Genomic DNA, 19372 nt, shown 5'->3' on the forward strand with positions numbered 1-19372 from the left:
CACCCTAATTTTAATTTTTTGCCTCTGAATGCTCTCAAATACTTATTTTTTCGTAGCTCCTTTTAGTGATCGCCTATTGTACCCAAGTTTCTCAAATCCAGTCCCCGTGAGCATTTGCCATTTGTGGATGAGTCTAATTCTTCCCCCAATGCATCGGGAGGATTGAGAGAGGTAAAAAATCCAACTTACTTTCGTGGCGATTATGAACCGGAAAAAACTACGTGATATCGTTTTTTACCTGCACCGCTCTATCGGTTTTTGTGTTGGACTGTTGTTAATTGTCGTTGGCTTGACAGGTAGCCTGTTAGTGTTCGAGCAAGATTTTGACCACTTTATGATTAGTCAACAATATGGACACATTACTCCCCAACAGGTGCAGTTATCTCCAGAGTCTGTGGTGAATACAATTGAGGCGAAGTATCCCGCACGAGGTGATTTCCATCTTTTTCGGATTTATTTGCCAGATACTCCTTCTTCTCCCTATGTGGGGCAGTTGTCATCAACTGATGTGGAAAGGAAAGAGGTTTTTGTCAACCCTTATACAGGCAAAATTATCGGTGAGCGGATAACGGATAAAACCCTAATTGGTCTAACACTTAATTTACACTACAGCTTGATGGTGGGCGAAACCGGAACTGTAATTGTTGGCATTGCTGCCTTTTTAATGTGTATACTTACCATCACAGGTTTAGTTCTCTGGCCTGGTTGGCGCAAATTGATTACAGGCTTCAAAATCAAGTTTGATGCTCATCCCAAGCGGGTGAATTTTGACATTCACAAAGTGGCTGGCATTATCACTGTGGTTTTTTTATTCTTTACTGGCTTTACGGGCTTTTGCTGGAACTTCTACGATTTGACTGAGCCGATCATTTACGCTGTCACATTCACCTCAAAACCATCTGAGCCAGTATCCAAGCCAATTCCTAGTAAATCAACATTAGGATTGACAGAACAACTCAAAATTGCTGATGCTACCTTACCTGGTGCTGTTACCAAGAGCATTTATTTTCCCAGTAAAGCAGAAGAGGCTCTACAAATTCGCATGAAGCTACCACAGGAAAATGAAGAGTATGGGAATAGTAATGTTTATCTTGACCAATATACGGGTAAGGTTTTGCGAGTTGATAATGCTTTAAAGATGCCATTAGCCGATCGCGTCCTCAACTCTTTCACTCCTCTGCACTACGGCACTTTTTGGGGACTTCCATCTCAGATTTTCTACGTTTTTATCGGACTTGCACCGTTAATTTTATTCGTTACTGGCTTCGTGATGTGGAAGCGTCGCTATAGAACAAAATCTACTACAGGATTTATTAAACGCTCCGTTTTAAAATAATTACAACAAAAAAGCGCCCCCCATTTCTAGAGGGCGCTTTTTATTTAGCTAAATCTTCAGAATTAACCGTTGATAGCAGGAGCAGTCATTGCTACAGGAGTAATTTCACCAGCAGCCAAATCTAGGGGGAAGTTGTGAGCATTACGCTCGTGCATTACTTCCATACCCAAGTTAGCGCGGTTGATTACGTCTGCCCAGGTGCTGATGACGCGACCTTGGGAATCAATGATTGATTGGTTGAAGTTGAAACCGTTTAGGTTGAATGCCATCGTGCTGATACCCAAAGCGGTGAACCAGATACCGACGACAGGCCAAGCTGCTAAGAAGAAGTGCAGTGAACGGCTGTTGTTGAAGGAAGCGTATTGGAAGATTAGACGACCGAAGTAGCCGTGGGCTGCAACGATGTTGTAGGTTTCTTCTTCTTGACCGAACTTATAACCGTAGTTAAGAGATTCGGTTTCGGTGGTTTCACGCACCAAGGAAGAAGTTACTAGAGAACCATGCATTGCTGAGAACAATGAACCGCCGAATACACCAGCCACACCTAACATGTGGAAGGGGTGCATCAAGATGTTGTGTTCTGCTTGGAACACAATCATGAAGTTGAAGGTTCCAGAGATACCCAAAGGCATACCATCAGAGAAAGAACCTTGACCAATTGGGTAGATCAAGAATACTGCGGTAGCGGAAGCCAAAGGTGCGCTGTAAGCTACGCAGATCCAAGGACGCATACCTAAGCGGAAAGAAAGTTCCCACTGACGACCGAGGTAGGCAGCGCAACCGATCAAGAAGTGGAAAACTACCAACTGGTAAGGGCCACCGTTGTACAACCACTCATCAAGAGAAGCTGCTTCCCAGATTGGGTAGAAGTGCAAACCGATGGCGTTTGAAGAAGGAACAACTGCACCAGAGATGATGTTGTTTCCGTAGATCAAAGAACCTGCAACTGGTTCGCGGATACCATCGATGTCCACAGGAGGAGCAGCGATGAAAGCAATTACGAAGCAGGTTGTAGCAGCTAGTAGGGTTGGGATCATGAGTACACCAAACCAACCGATGTATATACGGTTGTCGGTGCTGGTGATCCACTCGCAAAAGCGATCCCATACATTAGCGTCAGAGCGCCGTTGTAAGGTTGTGGTCATTGTTTTATAAGTGCAATGGGTTGTTAAATATGGAACAAGCGGAGTTTATTTTCGCCTGTTGAAATATAGTCTACATGAATTTACTTGGACGCGATCTGTGACTTAATATTCTGTAACAGAATTGTTTAACAAGTTCATCGAACTGTAAAGTTTTCCTACTACAAAGGAAGCGATACAAAGTAGTAAAATGAGGCTTTTGAAGCCACTTTAACAACAAGCTAGCTATCATTTCAATGATGCGATCGCCTAGTTATTTACCTTTACACTTCTTTACAATGAATCAATTCGAAATATTTTAAGTCTTGTCGATTTGTAACGAAATAATAAGCTCTATATTGTCTGAATGTTTCAGTTAAAAATCAAAGTAGATGTAGGGCAAACTGCCTTCAGGAGCTAATAGCCAAACAGCGTAAAAACATAGGGGGACGAAGACAAGCTTAATAGGCCAGTTAAACTCTAACTTCAGCATTCGATTGAAGGCATAAACTACAGCCATAAGGGCAGCTAAACCTAGAAGTACCCAAGAGAGTTGGGATTGGCTCATATTTAAGGCTTCCACATAGACCTTTTCAGCAAACTGGGCGTCAGCCGGATAACCCCAAAGATGTCGAATTACTAAAGAAGAGTCTTGGAGATTAGGTAGACGGAACCAAATCCAAGAGGTAAAAACCATCAATTGAGTTAAGAACCAAGCGACAAAGATACCCAGAGGATTTTGCCAGAATTGTTCTAGATTTTCAAAGCGATCGCTTATAGAATCTGTAAGTCGATGAACCACCAAAGCTAATCCGTGGAGTATACCCCAAACGACATAACCCAAAGCAGCACCGTGCCAGATACCAGCAATTAGCATCACAATAAATAAATTCCAGCAGGTACGGACTAAACCCCGACGGGAACCACCCAACGGAAAGTAGACATAGTTACGTAGCCAATCTCCCAGAGTTATATGCCAGCGCCGCCAAAATTCGGAAATATTGGTGCTGAAATAAGGAAAGTCGAAATTTTCAGGTAGAACCAAGCCGAAAAGCATAGCACTACCACGGGCAATGTCTACGTAACCGTTGAAATCTAGATATAACTGCAAGCCATAAGCGAATATAGCTAACCATAAATCGGTACTACCCGCCCGTTGCAAATTACCGAAACATAAATCGACGAAAATTCCCAAATGGTCTGCAAAAATACCTTTTTTGACTGCACCCCTAGCAATCAACCACAACGCCTCAGCTACTCTATTGGTATTGGGTAATTCTAGTGTATTAAATTGATTTGCTAAGTTGTGATAGCGCGTAATCGGCCCTGAAATCATTTTGGCGAAGAATAATTTGTATGTAGCAAACTTGAGAAAATTATCAGTAGCAGGGGCACCGCGATAGACATCTATTAAATAAGCAATACATTCAAAGGTGAAAAATGAAATTCCCAAGGGTGCAATTAATTTAAAAGAGCTATCTGGTGAGTTTGTTTGGACATGAAAAACAAACTTGAATAAAGGGGTAAAATACTTAAAAGCTAATAGCAGTAAAACATTTAGACTTATACCCAGCCACAAAACCTTTAGACGGCGACGATTCCAATCAACTTGAGCAAATTGCCATTCTTCATTAGAAATTTGCCAATCAAGAGAATGTTTTCCTGGTGATGTGTTGTTACCAATTTCCAGCCCTACACGGAAATTAATAAACGCCAATGCTAATAGTAATGGTATGTATTGGATGTGCAAAGATGCATAGAAAACCAAACTAGCAATTAGCAGAGTCCACAATCGCAATTTATGTTGTGCTAAAGACCAGTAAATTCCTAACACACTCAACAGGAACAGCCCATAGAAAATTGATATAAAGTTCATTTTTTAGTCATTTGTCATTTGTCATTGGGCACTTGTACTGAGCGTTTGCGCAGTCTCTGGTAGAGAAGTATTGGTCATTAATCAATAACTCTTCTCCTACTTCCTCATCCCATTCCGCACTCTCCACTCCCTACTTTACTGGCCAAGGAATCATCGGATCGTTAGCTAGCTTTTTCGAGACTTCGTATGCACCAAAGCGGTTGAGGTGGCTAGGATCGGAAAAGAAATCATTTACTTTTGTCCACTGTTGGCTCAAATCACGATAAATAAAGTTGGGATTAGTAGCCAAACGCAACATATATTGTTGAAATTGTTGCTCATATTGTCTACGTACTGGATCTAAATAATCTCCCGTCAGAGGCATGTTGACAAACACTAAGGAGATTTTTTGAGACTGGGTAAACTGAAGCACTTCTTGAAAAGCAGTATCTTGCTGCCCTTCTACTTGGAAGGATCTATAGTCGTTGTCATAATTTCCAGGAACTCTAGAATGTTTTTGATAGTATCTCGTGGGATTAAAGCGAATAGACAAGGGTAGAAAGCCATCAAAGTCAACCGCTTGCTGAGAAATACTTTCATCTGAAGTACCGTCTGTCAACTGTTTTTGTGATGCAACTGTCTGGTTATTACCAAATAAGAGCAGTTGTTTTTGCAGTAAACTTTTAATTTGGTCGCGGTTTTGATAGGTAGCCGAAACAGATGCTAGAGCCTGATTTAATGACTGATTGACAGCTTCATAAGTACTAATCTCCTGTTTTTCTTCGTTTGTCTTTTGCTCTTTTGAATTTACTGTATTCTCTGGCAAATCATTGCTATTTGCAGTGGTTGCTGTTTTTTGGAATACTTGCTTATAACCAACGGATGCTGCAAGCGATTTAAAGGTAATATCATCACGCCCACCGTTGAAAGCACGCGCACCATCTGCCCAGATAATTATTTTGGGTAGTTCTGATGGTTCTAGAACGTGACGAATTACAAAGTCTACAACTTGTGCCGTAGCACCGTTAATTCCAAAATTAAATACGTCAATATTTGGATAGCCTTGAGTTGCTAAAGCTTTAGAAAGTGCTGCGGGATCTACTCCTCTGAGGGCGCGGGAGGAGCCAATAATCAAGACATCTGGGGGACTACCAGTTCTTGCTAAACGCTGTTTATACAGGGCTAGTTGCTCGTCTAATTGCCTGACATTAAAACTTGGCATCTGCGATCGCGCTGCTAAAAGAATAGCTGTTGCGGTTGCTTTTTCCTTCAGTGGTGCGGCTGCCAAATTATTTTTTGGGGTATCATCACTTTGGGTAAATTCCGAAGCGTTAAATACAGAACTCTGATTTGGAGGAGATTTTGTCTTGGAAGTGCTACTAAAAAATGTCGTTTTCTCAGTCTGATTTTTCCCAGATGTCAAAGATGCCTTTGGCTCGGAAGATGAAGATGGGAGGGTGGCACTAGCAACTTTTGGCGAACTGGGCGTATTAAGTGCAATAATTCGACCCAATACCCAATCAGTTTGGAGGGTGAGCAATAATCCCAGTGTTCCCCAAACTAGAGCAACTTTAATTCCTTGAAGATCATGGTTACGTTCCGCTGACTCGTTGCTTTCGGTAAATAGCTGGCTTTTCAACAGAAATTTTCTCGCAGTTGAACTCGCCGTTGCTATCCAATCTCGCGCTACTTCGGTTACAAAATTTTGAACTTCTTCTGTCGTTAAGTCTGGGCGCAAAATTGGCTCACTAGTCTCAGATGTTACTAAATCGTTAATGTATATAGAAGTAGCAGCAAATTCTGGGGTTGCTTCTGGTACTAAACGTTGGCGATGTTCAAGATCGACGCCATAATGCCAAAAAGGTTCTTTATTCCCAGCACGGCGACCGTAGATACGTACTCCTATAATACCGGAAATTTTGAACTGACGGATAAACTGCGTAATTTTACTTGCTACTTGTTGCCGCTGTGGACAAACAGGTGCATCACACATAATGTGCAATAAACCATTTTTGTTCAGTAGAAGTACGCGAGTCCCACCTGTCAATAGTCGCCAATCCAAATCAGGATTGAGTAAGCGCTCTAGTAAAAATATGATCGCTGGTTCATCACCAGTATTTGCCAAATCAAGTGGTGATATGGCAAAGGCGGGATGGTTTGCTGCGGGTAAAGCCAGCCAATCAATCCAAGTGGGTTCCTTGTCGCCTGCTTTTTGCCCGTAGATGGTGGCAGCGAGAATGCCTTGAGGAGCGATCGCTTCTAGCTGCGGTAAAATCGCCTCTAAGCACACTACCTTGTCTGGGATCGGGGCAGTTCCTAAAGGATCGAAAGCTGGGATACAAAATATATGTAGCGTTGATTCTTTCAGAGAAACTTGGACACCAACTTTTAATCCTGATAGTACTTCAGCTAATAATCGAGCGATCGCTTGGACATCCCCCCAACGCGCCCACTCCTTCAGCATCACCTCTGGCGGTGTCAAATCTATCCGGAGCAGCCAATCAGGGGCAGTTTCGCCGCTCACCTGAGAAACAATTATGGCATCTTGGTAGCCGGAAAGCTTGAGATAACGCAACTTTTGTGCTATGGGTTCGGCAAGCAACGATGCATCAGGGCTATAGCTTGACTGGCAAAATATCCACAGGCGATTTTCTTCTGACTGAGAATTCTTGGGCTTATATAGCTTAATCTTTACCTGTATCGATACACCTAGCGTACTCAGAGTTTCGCTCAGATATCGAGCGATCGCTTCTGGATTCCCTTGGCGTGCCAAACTTTCGTTAGAGACAATTAGCGCCCCAGCCGGTTGTTTTGATTTTTCCGAGTCTGCTAGTAGCGCTTGTTGCACCTGATCGAGATGCTTATCTATTTGATTCAAGTGAACTCGATGGCACCATGAGGGACGCTGTTCCCCTTTTCTGCGGCCATAGACAAATACTTGATATATTGAGGTTTGTTCGCTGCTTGTGAGAATATCTAAGTTTGTTTGCTGTAGTGCTTGCAGCAAATCAGACAAAGTACGCCAACGCTGCGGACATTCTGTACCTTCACAAAGAATATGGAGGTCATTTCCCCGCAACCGGACTTTCACTCCGAAAGTGTTGATCCCTGTTGCTTGGCTCACCCATTGCACTAAGGATTGCTGGCGATCTGGTACTACTGTTTTCATGCTCAGTTAACTTTACAGGAAGCGATGGTTGGGGGATAGTGCCTGCACTTGTAAACTAGAACCATAGGTCTATCACACTCTGACGGTTTTTTTTAACAATTTTGTTACCTTCGTAGCTCACAAAATCGGACAAGATAGTCTTGTATAGGTTGCAAGTCTGACTAATGTTGAGTTTTGCGTTTATTTTACTAATAGGGAGTCAAAAATCAGAAGTTAGGAGTTAGGAGCCAGGAGTCAGAATAATTCTATATGACTGGTTGATAACTTTTCCTTTGAAAGCTGGATTTGCGCCCCACTGCCCTAATGCCCCTGATGGGCGAAACAAACAATAAGCTTATCTCATTAAACTCCCTCCCTTTATCGTTGGAGTCATCTTAACTCCTAACTCCTGACTCATAACTCCTAACTCCTTCTTACTCATGCTTCCCATAACCAAAAATTAGCAATGCCTCCTACCAACCAACAGTCTTCAACTAAACCCTCATCCAATCTGGATTTGTTTCCCATTCCTCAATCGTTCCTTTTACAAATAGGTACAGCGTCTATATTACTGCTGCTGATCGCTGGAAAAACTACAGTAAGAGCACTAGAAGCCATAGGAGAAGCTAGTGAAGAATTATTTCGAGGCGATCGCCTACCCAATTTAGACTTCCCATTAGACTTCCCAGACGAACACGAAATCAATCAAGATGAGAAGATATACACCAAATAATTATTTGCTCAGGAACAACCCGGTGAGCATTAAGTGCAAAACCTAGAACCGTAAACAGTAATTAGCTTTACAAGAATAGAGAATATGGGTTCCCTTTTATACTCTTCGTCTCAAACTGCTGATATATACCCGGTGTCGGAATTATTTTTGCGCCATCGTCTCCAGGTAGTGGAAGAATTGTGGGAGTCAGTTCTCCGGCAAGAATGTGGTCAAAATATGGTAGACTTGTTGCGTCAGTTGCGCGATTTATGTTCGCCAGAAGGGCAAGCAACAAATGACCAAGCATCCTCAGCCGTCAAATTAATTGAACAACTAAATATCAACGAAGCAATTCGCGCGGCTCGTGCTTTCGCTCTGTATTTTCAGCTGATTAACATCATAGAGCAGGAATACGAACAGCGGCAGCAATTGAGCCGTTATGAAGCCGAAACAGAGGAAATAGAGCCGGAAACACCTTCTAATGTTAACTATTCCTCCAATCAAACAGAAGATGATGCGCCCGTTAGCAAGGGAATAGCAGCAGCCTTCCTCAAAAAGAATTATCTCGAAAAGGCGCAAGTCAAACCAAAAGGGACTTTTGCTGCATTGTTTCCCTATTTATTCAAACTGAATGTCCCACCCCAGCAAATTCAACGTCTAATTGCACATCTGGATGTGCGGTTAGTTTTTACAGCGCATCCGACGGAAATTGTTCGTCATACCATCCGCGATAAGCAGCGACAGGTGGTACAACTTTTGCAAAAACTGGATACCTTGGAAAATCACTCTGGGACTACGCCAGGAGCATATCCTTGGGAAGCAGTAGATGTCCGCGAACAATTGCTCGAAGAGATTCGCCTGTGGTGGCGTACAGACGAACTTCACCAGTTCAAACCCACAGTGCTAGATGAAGTAGATTATGCCCTGCACTACTTCCAAGAAGTTTTATTTGATGGCATTCCGCAACTGTATAAACGTTTCAAACACACTCTATCCAATACCTTTCCTTGGCTAGAACCACCGAGTAAAAACTTTTGCTCTTTTGGCTCTTGGGTAGGCTCAGACAGAGATGGAAACCCATCAGTCACACCTGAAATAACCTGGAAAACAGCTTGCTATCAGCGCAAAATGGTGCTGGGGAGATATATTCAGTCAGTGAAAAATCTGATTGAATTGTTGAGTGTGTCGATGCACTGGAGTGATGTTTTACCAGACTTACTGGAATCTCTAGAATTGGATCAGTCCCAGTTGAGTGAGGTATATGACGCACTGGCACTGCGTTATCGACAAGAACCTTATCGGCTCAAACTGGCTTATGTGCTGAAACGGCTGGAAAATACTCGCGATCGCAATCTAGCTTTGTACAATCGGGAAACGCCAACAAATCAAGATAGCCCCCTGTATCGTTCAGGAGCCGATTTTTTAGCAGAACTGCGGATGATTCAGCGCAACTTGACAGAAACAGGTTTAAGTTGTCGAGAATTAGAAAATCTCATCTGTCAGGTAGAAATTTTTGGTTTTAACTTGACACAGTTAGATATCCGCCAAGAATCATCTCGCCACGCCGATGCGCTGAATGAGATCCTGGAATACCTGCAAATATTACCTCAACCTTACAACGAACTATCCGAAGAGCAAAGAGTTGCTTGGCTCACAGGAGAACTACAAACCCGTCGGCCATTAATTCCGGCAGAATTGCCATTTTCGGAAAAAACCAACGATGTAATTGAAACCTTTCGCGTCGTGCGATCGCTCCAACAAGAATTTGGTCTCAACATCTGCCAAACTTACATTATCAGTATGTGCCGCGACGTGAGCGACGTGCTGGAAGTACTACTGTTAGCCAAAGAAGCCAGACTTTTTGACCCCGCCATTGCCGTCGGAACTATTCAAGTAGTCCCCCTATTTGAGACAGTAGAAGATTTACAACGCTCCAGAAGCGTCATGCGGAACCTGTTTGAACTGCCGTTATATCGCGCTTTATTAGCCGGCGGTTACGAACAGACAAAAGCAGAAGGTGCAGATGAAAATTCATCCCCCCCTGCTCCCCTGCTGCCCTCCTTCCCTGCCTCCACCTCCTCCGTCACCCCCAACTTACAAGAAGTAATGCTGGGGTATTCTGACAGCAACAAAGACTCTGGTTTTTTAAGTAGCAACTGGGAAATTCATAAAGCCCAAAAATCACTGCAACAAATAGCAGAAAACTACGATCTGAATTTGCGGATTTTCCACGGACGCGGCGGTTCGGTGGGACGGGGTGGTGGCCCAGCTTACGAAGCGATTTTGGCTCAACCAGGTCATAGTATCAATGGGCGAATCAAGATTACCGAACAAGGAGAAGTTTTAGCTTCCAAATATTCCTTGGTGGACTTGGCTTTGTACCACATGGAAACCATCACCACTGCTGTGATTCAAGCCAGCCTGTTGCGAACAGGGTTTGATGATATCGAACCCTGGAATGAGATTATGGAAGAATTGGCAGCGCGATCGCGTCAACATTATCGTGCTTTAATCTACGAACAGCCTGATTTTGTTGATTTCTTCCACGAAGTAACCCCCATTGAAGAAATTAGCCAACTGCAAATTAGTTCCCGTCCAGCCCGCCGTCCATCTGGTAAGAAAGATTTAAGCAGTCTGCGAGCTATTCCTTGGGTATTTAGCTGGACGCAAACTCGCTTTTTACTTCCTTCCTGGTATGGCGTTGGCACAGCATTACAAGAATTCTTGAATGCAGAACCAGAAGAACACTTGAAATTACTGCGCTACTTTTACGTTAAGTGGCCCTTTTTCAAGATGGTGATTTCGAAGGCCGAGATGACTTTGGCAAAAGTAGATATGCAAATGGCACACCACTACGTCCAAGAACTCTCAAAACCAGAAGATCAACTTCGCTTTGCCAAGGTGTTTGACCAAATTGCCAGCGAGTTCTATCTGACAAGAGATTTGGTGTTAAAAATCACCGATCACAATCGACTGTTAGATGGCGATCCGGTATTGCAACGATCTGTTCAGTTACGTAATGGGACAATTGTCCCCTTGGGCTTTATCCAAGTTTCACTACTCAAGCGTCTACGGCAGTCCCAAAATACTACTGCGACTTCTGGAGTAATTCATTCTCGTTACAGCAAAGGTGAGTTACTGCGAGGAGCATTGTTAACTATTAATGGCATTGCTGCTGGGATGAGAAATACAGGTTGATTGGGAATTGGGAATTGGGCATTGGGCATGGGGCATAATGACCAATGACCAATGACAAATGACCAATGACAAATGACCAATGACAAAAAACAGAATTTTAATTTGCACTTTCTTGGCACTGTCATCAGGTTTTTTTGGCGCTTACACCAGTGGGCAAATCACAATGATGCTGCATAGCCAAAAGTGCCAAAACCAACCTTGGGGTTTAAAGGAGATGTGCAACGCTTGGATGACGCCAGGGGCAATGTGGCAAGGTAGCACAACAGGACTTTGGACAGGCACTATTTTAGGGGCGTTTGTTGGTGGTGTGGTGACGCGACAAACTCGTGATTAGCCGTAGGGGCGCAAGGCATTGCGCCCCTAAAACAGATGTGGTTCAAATACATGAAAACTTCTGAAACATGAGTTCGGGCAACTTTGGTGTCAGCAAGGCTGGTAAAATCTACCCATAGCGAAGAAGAGAAAATCACCATGCCTACCGAAACTAATCCAGGGAATCAAACTACTACAGGGGCTGATGCGATTGATGAAGCGATCGCACAGGGAATTGATTTTGATGGTTCTCCCATTCCACCTGCCAAGCTAGAACTTTATGGTAAAGTCATGGCGCTAGAAGGCAATAGACAGCGCAGTGGTGTATCTAATACGATGCGATCGCGCATTGTGCGAATTGGCGCAAAACACATTCCCCAAGCAGAACTCGATCAATTACTTGTAGATGCTGGTTTTGCACCTCTAAAAGAAAAAGAAATTGCCTTTTTCTATAGCGGTAAATAATTGTTGATGTTTTACAACAATTTTCATTTATTTGAACCAAATATGTTTTAGGGGCACAGCAATGCTGTGCCTTCAATACTGTGCGGTTAAGGCAAGAGACGCGATGAATCGCCCTCTCTACAATAATCAGTCTTTCGTTTTAATGACGATTTATCGCGTCTTGGTGAACTCGAATTTTCATCAAAAAACCTTAACCGAACCGTATTTGTGCCCTCAATTCTTTAGCTCACATATCTTAAATTGCCATCGGTATTTTGGCTTCTTGATTCTTTTCCTGATTGGGTTGAAAAGTGTATCTTCAGCAAGATATTGTCAACTTTGCCTTGTGTTTGAATTGGCAGGTGGCTATATGTACTTGAGTAATAGCTGAAAGACTTGGAGAACACATGTCAGGAACTACGTCAAATTCAGAAATGCAATATCGAGTACTCGGTAGTACAGGGGAGAAAGTTTCCGCCATCGGCTTGGGTGGTTGGCATATTTCTTTGAAGCACGTTGATGAGCAACTGGCAATCCATATTGTGAGAACAGCCATCGATCGCGGCATCACTTTTATGGATAACAGTTGGGATTACAACGATGGAGCCAGCGAAATTCGTATGGGAAAAGCGCTGCGCGATCGCTATCGAGATAAAGTGTTTCTGATGACGAAAATCGATGGTCGCTCTAAGAAGGAAGCCGCAAAACAATTAGACGAATCACTCCAACGCCTGCAAGTTGATTGCATCGATCTTGTTCAGCATCATGAAATGATTCGATACGAAGATCCCCATCGAATTTTCGATCCAGAAGGGGCAAATGCTGCTTTAATTGAAGCGCGAGAAGCTGGAAAAATCCGATACATTGGCTTCACTGGGCACAAAGATCCCCATATTCATTTACATACGCTGGAAGTTGCAGCTGCTAATGGGTTCAAATTTGATGCAGTGCAGATGCCGTTGAATGTCATGGATGCCCACTACCGGAGCTTTGCAAAGCTGGTTGTGCCAGAACTTGTGAAACAAAATATCGGTGTTTTGGGGATGAAAAGCTTGGCAAACGGTATTCTTTTACGGTCAAAGACTGTAACACCAATTGAGTGTTTACACTATGCTTTGAATCTGCCGACATCGGTTGTGATTACCGGAATTGACAGCATGGAGATTCTAGAGCAAGCTTTTGAAGCAGTGCGGACGTTCCAGCCAATGAATGACGAGCAAGTGCGATCGCTCTTAGCAAAAACGGCAGAAGCAGCATCACGCGGCGAGTTCGAACCTTTCAAAACCTCATCAATTTTCGACAACACTGCCCAAAATCCAGATTTGCTAGGAGAGGAGCCAGAGCGCATTCAGCAATTAATGTCAGCGTGATGGATTGTATTGTTTTAATGATTCCCAAAACTTATTGCAAACTCCTTAGATTGTAATTGCGATCGCCACGCTATTGAATGTAACCTCCTGCAATGCCATTGTTGTGGATGACAATGCCATTGTTCTAACTTGCAATAGCATTGTTGTGGCTGACAATGCCATTGTTTCAACTTGCAATGCCATTGTTGTAGCTGACAATGCCATTGTTCCAACTTGCAATGCCATTGTTTCGACTTACAAAAATTAACTCACGCTTTTTTAACCTTGTTCAATCTAAAAAACTCACTTTACTGTTAGAATCTTTGTTCCAATGGGCACATTAAAGCTATACCCTATACTAGTATGCTTATATGCCCGCCCAAGATAAAACCCGCCGTCTGCCTTCTCAGTCAATTAGTCAAGATATAAACTCATTGCACGGTTTGCAAACCATCAGCACATACAACACAACCCGTACCGATGCTTCTGTAGAAAAATTACAGGAAGCTTATCAGACTATGTTGGCGCAGCAACAATCCGAAACCGAGAAACTAACTTTATACCGTTCTGCTGCCGATGCTGCGCGATTAGCAGAATGGGAATTTCATAATGCTGTATTAGCCATGAAAGAAGTAATTCGTGGGCAATATGGCTCAGATAGCGATCAAGCTCAAGCAGTTGGACTGAAGAAAAAATCAGAACGTAAACGCCCCAATCGTAAAAAGTCAGTTGCGATCGCAAGTTAATTAACTAAAGGGCGATCTAACTTTTCTCTCAGTGCAATCGCCCATATCGAAAAACTGTAAACTGTTGAATTCGATCTTTAATTACCAGGAAATAATCTTTACCAAAAATTCAATCTATCAAAGTAGTGAATTCATTTCATAACTATTGATGCGAGAACTTCTATCTAGGGATCGATATGACTAATAAGCTAAATGAAGTAGAAATAGTATACTAAATCACATGAGATTGTATTGTATGAAATCCAATTATGTTGCAAAACAGCTTTCCACCGTAAAACGCTGGATGGCCACAGCGCTGTTTTGTATGTTAGCGATCGCTTTCGTTTGGCAAGGTGCATTTTTCTCAAACACCTCAGCAATGGCTGATCCCGCAGCAACCTTGATTGCATCATCAGACGCAGGCGATCGCGCTCAAGATAAAGCCAGTAGAGATGCTGGACGAACCAAAAATTTCATTGATGATACGGCAGATAAAGTTAAAGACGCTGCCAAGAGCAATGCCAGTAAAGTTGACCAATCAACAGAGAATGGTAGTTTTGCTGAACGCAAAGCCAAGAAAGATGCCGCTACAATTCAGAAAAGAGCAAATGAAGATGCATCTCGGACTAAAGAAGCAGTAGACAACACCAAGAATGTTGTTGAACGTACTGTTGATAGCATCAAAGATGCTTTTGGTAAATAGAGAATAGACATAGCAATCCTATTGGATTTGTGAAAATCCCAAGCTTTAGATTTCCGTCTTCTTAAAGAAGTCGGAAATCTTGTCGTTTACGAATAATTTCGGAAATTCTAAGTTTACGTCAATATGATTACAGCAATTTATAGGTTAATACAGTTCAGTTAAGCAATTTTTTTCCTTCTCTTTCTTCTCTCTGTGTCCTCTGCGCCTTCTCTACGAGACGCTACGCGTTGGCGGAAGCCTCTCGTAGAGAAGGCGGTTCGTTAAAAAATTGACTTGGATAGCAGAGTTTTAGCCTTAACCCAAGCGTATTGATTTATAGGTAGCTAAACCATTCTGGTACGGTAGCACAGCTAGCTCTGCGCCCCTATAGGTAATTTTAGTTAAAACCTCCTTTCCAGGCGGAAACTCTTAACGAGACATAGAAATATTTGCTAAATAAATGAAGTTAGATAAAATAATCGAGTAGCTTTAGATACATATTTTTCATACCTATATGAACAAGCGATCGCTGATAAAATTAGCTGTTCTTACCGAAGACGATAAGAAATTATTGTTAAATATTTACCAGCAATTATGCTAGATATATAGTTAGAAATAAAATTTTTGACTTTCTTTCGTACTAACTTAACAAAGCAAAACTGAGTAATCTGATTAGGGTATTTCCGCAAAATACATCTAAAAAATTCGTTTTTCTATACGGATTAAAGAAAATTATTAAGTAGCATTACTCATGTAAAAATGTGCTATAACTTTAACTGATTGCAACCTTATTTGACGAATTGTTAATGGTTAACAAACTTTTCACCATTATCAATTACGAAATTATACTTTCCGCTACAACTTAGTAACAATGTAAGACTTTGATTCTGTGAACAACCCGACCGTGGGAAAATCAAAATACCGAAACTCGAAGTTAGAGAGGAAAACCTTATAATATGCATCTGAGCGAAATCACCCATCCTAATCAGTTGCACGGTTTATCTGTTCGCCAACTGCAACAGATTGCCCGTCAGATTCGAGATAAGCATCTTCAAACAGTAGCAGTTAATGGTGGACACTTGGGGCCAGGGTTGGGTGTTGTTGAATTAACACTAGGACTTTACCAAACACTGGACTTAGATCGGGATAAAGTGATTTGGGATGTAGGACACCAGGCTTATCCCCACAAACTGCTTACAGGACGTTACGATCGCTTCCACAGCCTTAGACAAAAGGACGGAGTAGCAGGTTATCTTAAGCGGGGTGAAAACAAGTTTGACCACTTTGGGGCTGGACACGCTTCTACAAGTATTTCAGCAGCATTGGGCATGGCTTTAGCGCGAGACTTGAAAGGGGAAAAATTTAAAGCCGTTGCTGTGATTGGCGATGGGGCACTCACTGGCGGTATGGCTTTAGAAGCCATCAACCATGCCGGACACATGCCGAAAACTAACCTGTTGGTTGTTCTCAACGACAACGACATGTCCATATCTCGCAACGTCGGCGCGATTCCTCGCTATCTCAACAAAATGCGCCTCAGCCAACCGGTGCAATTTATTAAAGATAATCTTGAAGAACAATTTAAGCAAATTCCCTTCGTGGGTGAATCCCTGTCACCCGAACTCGGACGCATCAAAGAAGGTATGAAGCGCTTGGCTGTTCCGAAGGTAGGTGCAGTTTTTGAAGAACTCGGCTTTACCTACATTGGGCCAGTGGATGGGCATAATCTCGAAGAATTGATTGCCACCTTCCAACAAGCACATCAGATACCAGGCCCAGTTTTGGTACATGTGGCGACAATCAAAGGCAAAGGTTATGAAATTGCCGAACTAGATCAAGTTGGCTACCACGCCCAAAGCCCCTTTAACGTAGCAACTGGCAAAGCGATTCCTTCTAATAAACCCAAACCCCCAGCTTATGCCAAAGTCTTTTCTCACACTTTGGTAAAACTTGCCGAACAAAACCCGAAAATCGTCGGCATTACTGCGGCGATGGCAACGGGGACAGGTTTAGATAAACTTCAGGCAAAACTGCCGAATCAGTATATAGATGTAGGCATTGCGGAACAACACGCAATCACTCTAGCAGCAGGACTTGCAACCGAAGGTATGCGCCCCGTTGCGGCTATTTATTCCACCTTCTTGCAACGCGCCTACGACCAGATAATTCATGATGTCTGCATCCAAAACCTGCCAGTATTCTTCTGCTTGGATCGGGCCGGAATCGTGGGATCTGATGGCCCCACCCACCAAGGTATGTATGATATTGCCTATCTGCGTTGTATTCCCAACATCGTAATCATGGCACCCAAAGACGAAGCCGAACTGCAAAGCATGGTAGTAACTGGCGTTGAGCATACCAGTGGCCCGATTGCGATGCGCTACCCTCGTGGCAATGGCTACGGCGTTCCCTTGATGGAAGAAGGTTGGGAACCTTTGGAAATCGGCAAAGGCGAGATTCTGCGTACAGGCGATGATGTGTTAATCGTTGCTTATGGTACAATGGTCTATCCGGGGATGCAAGCGTCTGAAATTCTCAGCGAACACGGCATTGAAGCAACTGTAATTAATGCCCGTTTCGTTAAGCCTTTGGATACCGAGTTGATTTTACCTTTAGCGAAGAAAATCGGCCGTGTTGTCACCTTAGAAGAAGGCTGTGTGATGGGTGGCTTTGGTTCTGCGATCGCGGAAGCTTTACTAGATGCAGATATTCTCGTTCCTGTCAAGCGATTTGGTGTACCAGATGTGTTAGTAGATCACGCTGAACCCAATGAATCAAAGGCAGAACTAGGTTTAACTAGCCATCAAATAGCAGAGAGAGTGTTGCAAGCTTTCTTTAAGCAGCAAGTATCGGCTGTCGTCTAGTTAATTTAAGTCAGAATAGTTTGATAAAAATAACCCCAAATTTTGGGGTTATTTTCATGAAGATACTGGAAACCCCTCTGAAATTTATAGCAGTTTACACAGTTGGTTCATGGTATTTGACTCCTCGTTTTTGATGACGGTCATTAGCAACAATAGGATAAACAATGCTGCGTAACCGATTAATCGCACCGACAGGACGATGCACTGCTAGACCATTTCCAGGAGAAAAACTGAGATTTTCCCCAAAGTCATTTTCTTTGGCAGAATTAACTTTCTGATGCTTAACTGTTAGACGACCAACTGTAATAAAGGGTGATTCCTCTTCATTCCAAACAATAGTAGTATCATCAATAGACATTTCTGGGCTAGTTTGAAATTGAATTTGAAAGTCCCAACTATATTCAGCATCAGGCTTTGCTAAAGCTTGAATAATATCCTCTCGGTAGTAGTTGTCCTCTGAACCTGCGGCTTTGGCACGCTGAAGCTCACTTTCTGGTCTAGATTCGAGAGGAAGTTGTTGATGAGGTGGTTGACTGGAAACTGGAGTAAATGCATATTTAATTACAACCGGATATTCCACAGGAACTCGACCTGGTTTATAGGGATCAAAATCAGATTTGAGTCCCAAAGAATATGCTGAAGCACTCCAATAGCGTTCTGTAAGCAAACTCTTGGGAAACCGTTTGAAACTAGTTTGTAAAAGAGTGGATTCGTAGGGATGTAACTTTAGCCATAAAAGCACCAATAGCTTAAAAAGCGGAAACAGCCCTGCTCGATAAACCGCCACAAAAAAGCTATGGAAGTCTTTGATGGTTCTAACAAAAAAGAATTCGGTATTGTGGACAATAATATCTTGGGTTTTTAACTCGTGACTTTGCGGTAGTCTTTCTCCTTCTACCCCTATCACCTTTACGGACATGGAGCGCGTATCCCCTTCATAATCATTCTTTACTGAAAACGCTCCATTTGCAAATCGTAGCCAAACCGGATATTGTTTGGGATTTGCAAATAAACCTTGTTTTAGGGAAATGGCTTGAAGTTGAGCTTCAGTTAATGAGGTGCGTTTGCTCAATTCCTGTTTAATTGCTGCTTCATCAAAGTCAAAGATTTCTAGAGTTCCTTGTACAGCAGCGTTGGTTTTAGAGTGGGTATCTCTCTTTGCAGTTTTTTTCTTCTCACCTCCGTAAAGATTTTCCATATTCTTTTTGACTAGCTCACTCATGAGAGCGCAATATTTGGCTTCGTCTTTTTCTGGGTATTCGGTAAATAGTTTCATTTTTTTAAACTTAGAATTAGTTAATCAATTGAGTTTATTACAAAGTACATAGGCGCATCCCGCCGTAAGCATCGCTTGCAGTTATTTTCTAATCAGTTTCGATAATTATGTTGAAATTGCGAAAGTTTTGGTGACGGAGTGATAAAGGTATTGTTAAGAGCGATCGCTCCACCATACAAGACGCTACGCATAGCTTGCTTAATAGTAAGTATCTAGGCATAAATAAATTTATTGTTTGTAGTAAGGACTTTAGTCCTGATAATCCTTGCTCTGAGCGATAAATCGCTCACTACAAACTAGGAGTTTATTTTATATTTAATTATGTCTACCTACTTAGGGGTAAAGCGATC

At 42.6% G+C, this 19372-nt stretch carries 14 protein-coding genes; 9 read left to right on the forward strand and 5 right to left on the reverse strand.

Translation table 11 applies throughout. The annotated features are described in order from the left end of the window. The first annotated feature begins 202 nt into the window (after nucleotides 1–202). On the forward strand, nucleotides 203–1336 hold the full coding sequence (locus tag HWQ42_RS26985) for a PepSY domain-containing protein (RefSeq protein WP_292817324.1): 1134 nt from the start codon (nucleotides 203–205) through the stop codon (nucleotides 1334–1336). A gap of 62 nt (nucleotides 1337–1398) precedes the next feature. Here HWQ42_RS26985 and psbA read toward each other — a convergent pair whose 3' ends face one another. The 3 genes from psbA to HWQ42_RS27000 form a co-directional block, all read right to left on the reverse strand. Further along, nucleotides 1399–2481 (reverse strand): photosystem II q(b) protein, encoded by a 1083-nt coding sequence (gene psbA / locus HWQ42_RS26990; RefSeq protein WP_292817326.1) that lies wholly within the window; start codon nucleotides 2479–2481, stop codon nucleotides 1399–1401. Nucleotides 2482–2833: 352 nt separating this feature from the next. Continuing rightward, nucleotides 2834–4333 carry an MBOAT family protein gene (locus tag HWQ42_RS26995; RefSeq protein ID WP_292817328.1) on the reverse strand — a complete coding sequence of 500 codons (1500 nt, stop codon included), beginning with the start codon at nucleotides 4331–4333 and terminating at the stop codon, nucleotides 2834–2836. Between the two features lie 130 nt (nucleotides 4334–4463). After that, nucleotides 4464–7481, reverse strand: coding sequence for a DUF1574 family protein (locus tag HWQ42_RS27000; protein WP_292817330.1), 3018 nt, complete (start codon nucleotides 7479–7481; stop codon nucleotides 4464–4466). Nucleotides 7482–7926: 445 nt separating this feature from the next. Here HWQ42_RS27000 and HWQ42_RS27005 point away from each other — a divergent pair, with 445 nt between their 5' ends. The 5 genes from HWQ42_RS27005 (at nucleotide 7927) to HWQ42_RS27025 (ending at nucleotide 13496) form a co-directional block, all read left to right on the forward strand. After that, entirely contained in the window at nucleotides 7927–8193 is a 267-nt protein-coding gene (locus HWQ42_RS27005; protein WP_292817332.1) for a hypothetical protein, read from the forward strand. Between the two features lie 84 nt (nucleotides 8194–8277). Further along, a complete protein-coding gene (locus HWQ42_RS27010) occupies nucleotides 8278–11370 on the forward strand; it encodes a phosphoenolpyruvate carboxylase (protein ID WP_292817334.1) in 3093 nt (1030 codons plus the stop codon). A gap of 79 nt (nucleotides 11371–11449) precedes the next feature. Next, nucleotides 11450–11704: a hypothetical protein gene (locus HWQ42_RS27015; RefSeq protein WP_292817336.1), complete on the forward strand. Its 255-nt coding sequence runs from the start codon at nucleotides 11450–11452 to the stop codon at nucleotides 11702–11704. Nucleotides 11705–11841: 137 nt separating this feature from the next. Further along, complete coding sequence (locus tag HWQ42_RS27020; RefSeq protein WP_100898458.1) at nucleotides 11842–12147, forward strand: DUF4090 family protein; 306 nt, start codon at nucleotides 11842–11844, stop codon at nucleotides 12145–12147. A gap of 386 nt (nucleotides 12148–12533) precedes the next feature. Beyond that, the gene (locus tag HWQ42_RS27025) at nucleotides 12534–13496 is read left to right on the forward strand and encodes an aldo/keto reductase (RefSeq protein ID WP_292817338.1); all 963 of its coding nucleotides are present in this window, start codon (nucleotides 12534–12536) and stop codon (nucleotides 13494–13496) included. Between the two features lie 45 nt (nucleotides 13497–13541). Here the strand turns inward: HWQ42_RS27025 and HWQ42_RS27030 are convergent, their stop codons facing one another. Next, complete coding sequence (locus tag HWQ42_RS27030) at nucleotides 13542–13721, reverse strand: hypothetical protein (RefSeq protein WP_292817340.1); 180 nt, start codon at nucleotides 13719–13721, stop codon at nucleotides 13542–13544. Between the two features lie 125 nt (nucleotides 13722–13846). Between HWQ42_RS27030 and HWQ42_RS27035 the strand changes: the two genes are divergently transcribed. The 3 genes from HWQ42_RS27035 (at nucleotide 13847) to dxs (ending at nucleotide 17746) form a co-directional block, all read left to right on the forward strand. Further along, nucleotides 13847–14221 carry a hypothetical protein gene (locus tag HWQ42_RS27035; protein ID WP_292817342.1) on the forward strand — a complete coding sequence of 125 codons (375 nt, stop codon included), beginning with the start codon at nucleotides 13847–13849 and terminating at the stop codon, nucleotides 14219–14221. A 235-nt stretch (nucleotides 14222–14456) separates the two neighbouring features. Next, nucleotides 14457–14903 (forward strand): hypothetical protein, encoded by a 447-nt coding sequence (locus HWQ42_RS27040; RefSeq protein WP_292817344.1) that lies wholly within the window; start codon nucleotides 14457–14459, stop codon nucleotides 14901–14903. Between the two features lie 935 nt (nucleotides 14904–15838). Then, entirely contained in the window at nucleotides 15839–17746 is a 1908-nt protein-coding gene (gene dxs / locus HWQ42_RS27045; RefSeq protein ID WP_292817346.1) for a 1-deoxy-D-xylulose-5-phosphate synthase, read from the forward strand. A 94-nt stretch (nucleotides 17747–17840) separates the two neighbouring features. Here the strand turns inward: dxs and HWQ42_RS27050 are convergent, their stop codons facing one another. Next, nucleotides 17841–19022: a catalase gene (locus tag HWQ42_RS27050; RefSeq protein ID WP_292817347.1), complete on the reverse strand. Its 1182-nt coding sequence runs from the start codon at nucleotides 19020–19022 to the stop codon at nucleotides 17841–17843. Nucleotides 19023–19372: the final 350 nt, after the last annotated feature.

This window comes from Nostoc sp. JL23 (genome assembly GCF_017115065.1).
In the GTDB taxonomy this organism is placed as follows: domain Bacteria; phylum Cyanobacteriota; class Cyanobacteriia; order Cyanobacteriales; family Nostocaceae; genus Nostoc; species Nostoc punctiforme_A.

What these genes read in the sequence shown, in the direction of transcription:
- HWQ42_RS26985 (WP_292817324.1), top strand. Translation starts at nt 203, where the DNA reads ATGAACCGGAAAAAACTACGTGATATCGTTTTTTACCTGCACCGCTCT.
- psbA (WP_292817326.1), bottom strand. Translation starts at nt 2,481, where the DNA reads ATGACCACAACCTTACAACGGCGCTCTGACGCTAATGTATGGGATCGC.
- HWQ42_RS26995 (WP_292817328.1), bottom strand. Translation starts at nt 4,333, where the DNA reads ATGAACTTTATATCAATTTTCTATGGGCTGTTCCTGTTGAGTGTGTTA.
- HWQ42_RS27000 (WP_292817330.1), bottom strand. Translation starts at nt 7,481, where the DNA reads ATGAAAACAGTAGTACCAGATCGCCAGCAATCCTTAGTGCAATGGGTG.
- HWQ42_RS27005 (WP_292817332.1), top strand. Translation starts at nt 7,927, where the DNA reads ATGCCTCCTACCAACCAACAGTCTTCAACTAAACCCTCATCCAATCTG.
- HWQ42_RS27010 (WP_292817334.1), top strand. Translation starts at nt 8,278, where the DNA reads ATGGGTTCCCTTTTATACTCTTCGTCTCAAACTGCTGATATATACCCG.
- HWQ42_RS27015 (WP_292817336.1), top strand. Translation starts at nt 11,450, where the DNA reads ATGACAAAAAACAGAATTTTAATTTGCACTTTCTTGGCACTGTCATCA.
- HWQ42_RS27020 (WP_100898458.1), top strand. Translation starts at nt 11,842, where the DNA reads ATGCCTACCGAAACTAATCCAGGGAATCAAACTACTACAGGGGCTGAT.
- HWQ42_RS27025 (WP_292817338.1), top strand. Translation starts at nt 12,534, where the DNA reads ATGTCAGGAACTACGTCAAATTCAGAAATGCAATATCGAGTACTCGGT.
- HWQ42_RS27030 (WP_292817340.1), bottom strand. Translation starts at nt 13,721, where the DNA reads ATGGCATTGCAAGTTGGAACAATGGCATTGTCAGCTACAACAATGGCA.
- HWQ42_RS27035 (WP_292817342.1), top strand. Translation starts at nt 13,847, where the DNA reads ATGCCCGCCCAAGATAAAACCCGCCGTCTGCCTTCTCAGTCAATTAGT.
- HWQ42_RS27040 (WP_292817344.1), top strand. Translation starts at nt 14,457, where the DNA reads ATGAAATCCAATTATGTTGCAAAACAGCTTTCCACCGTAAAACGCTGG.
- dxs (WP_292817346.1), top strand. Translation starts at nt 15,839, where the DNA reads ATGCATCTGAGCGAAATCACCCATCCTAATCAGTTGCACGGTTTATCT.
- HWQ42_RS27050 (WP_292817347.1), bottom strand. Translation starts at nt 19,022, where the DNA reads ATGAAACTATTTACCGAATACCCAGAAAAAGACGAAGCCAAATATTGC.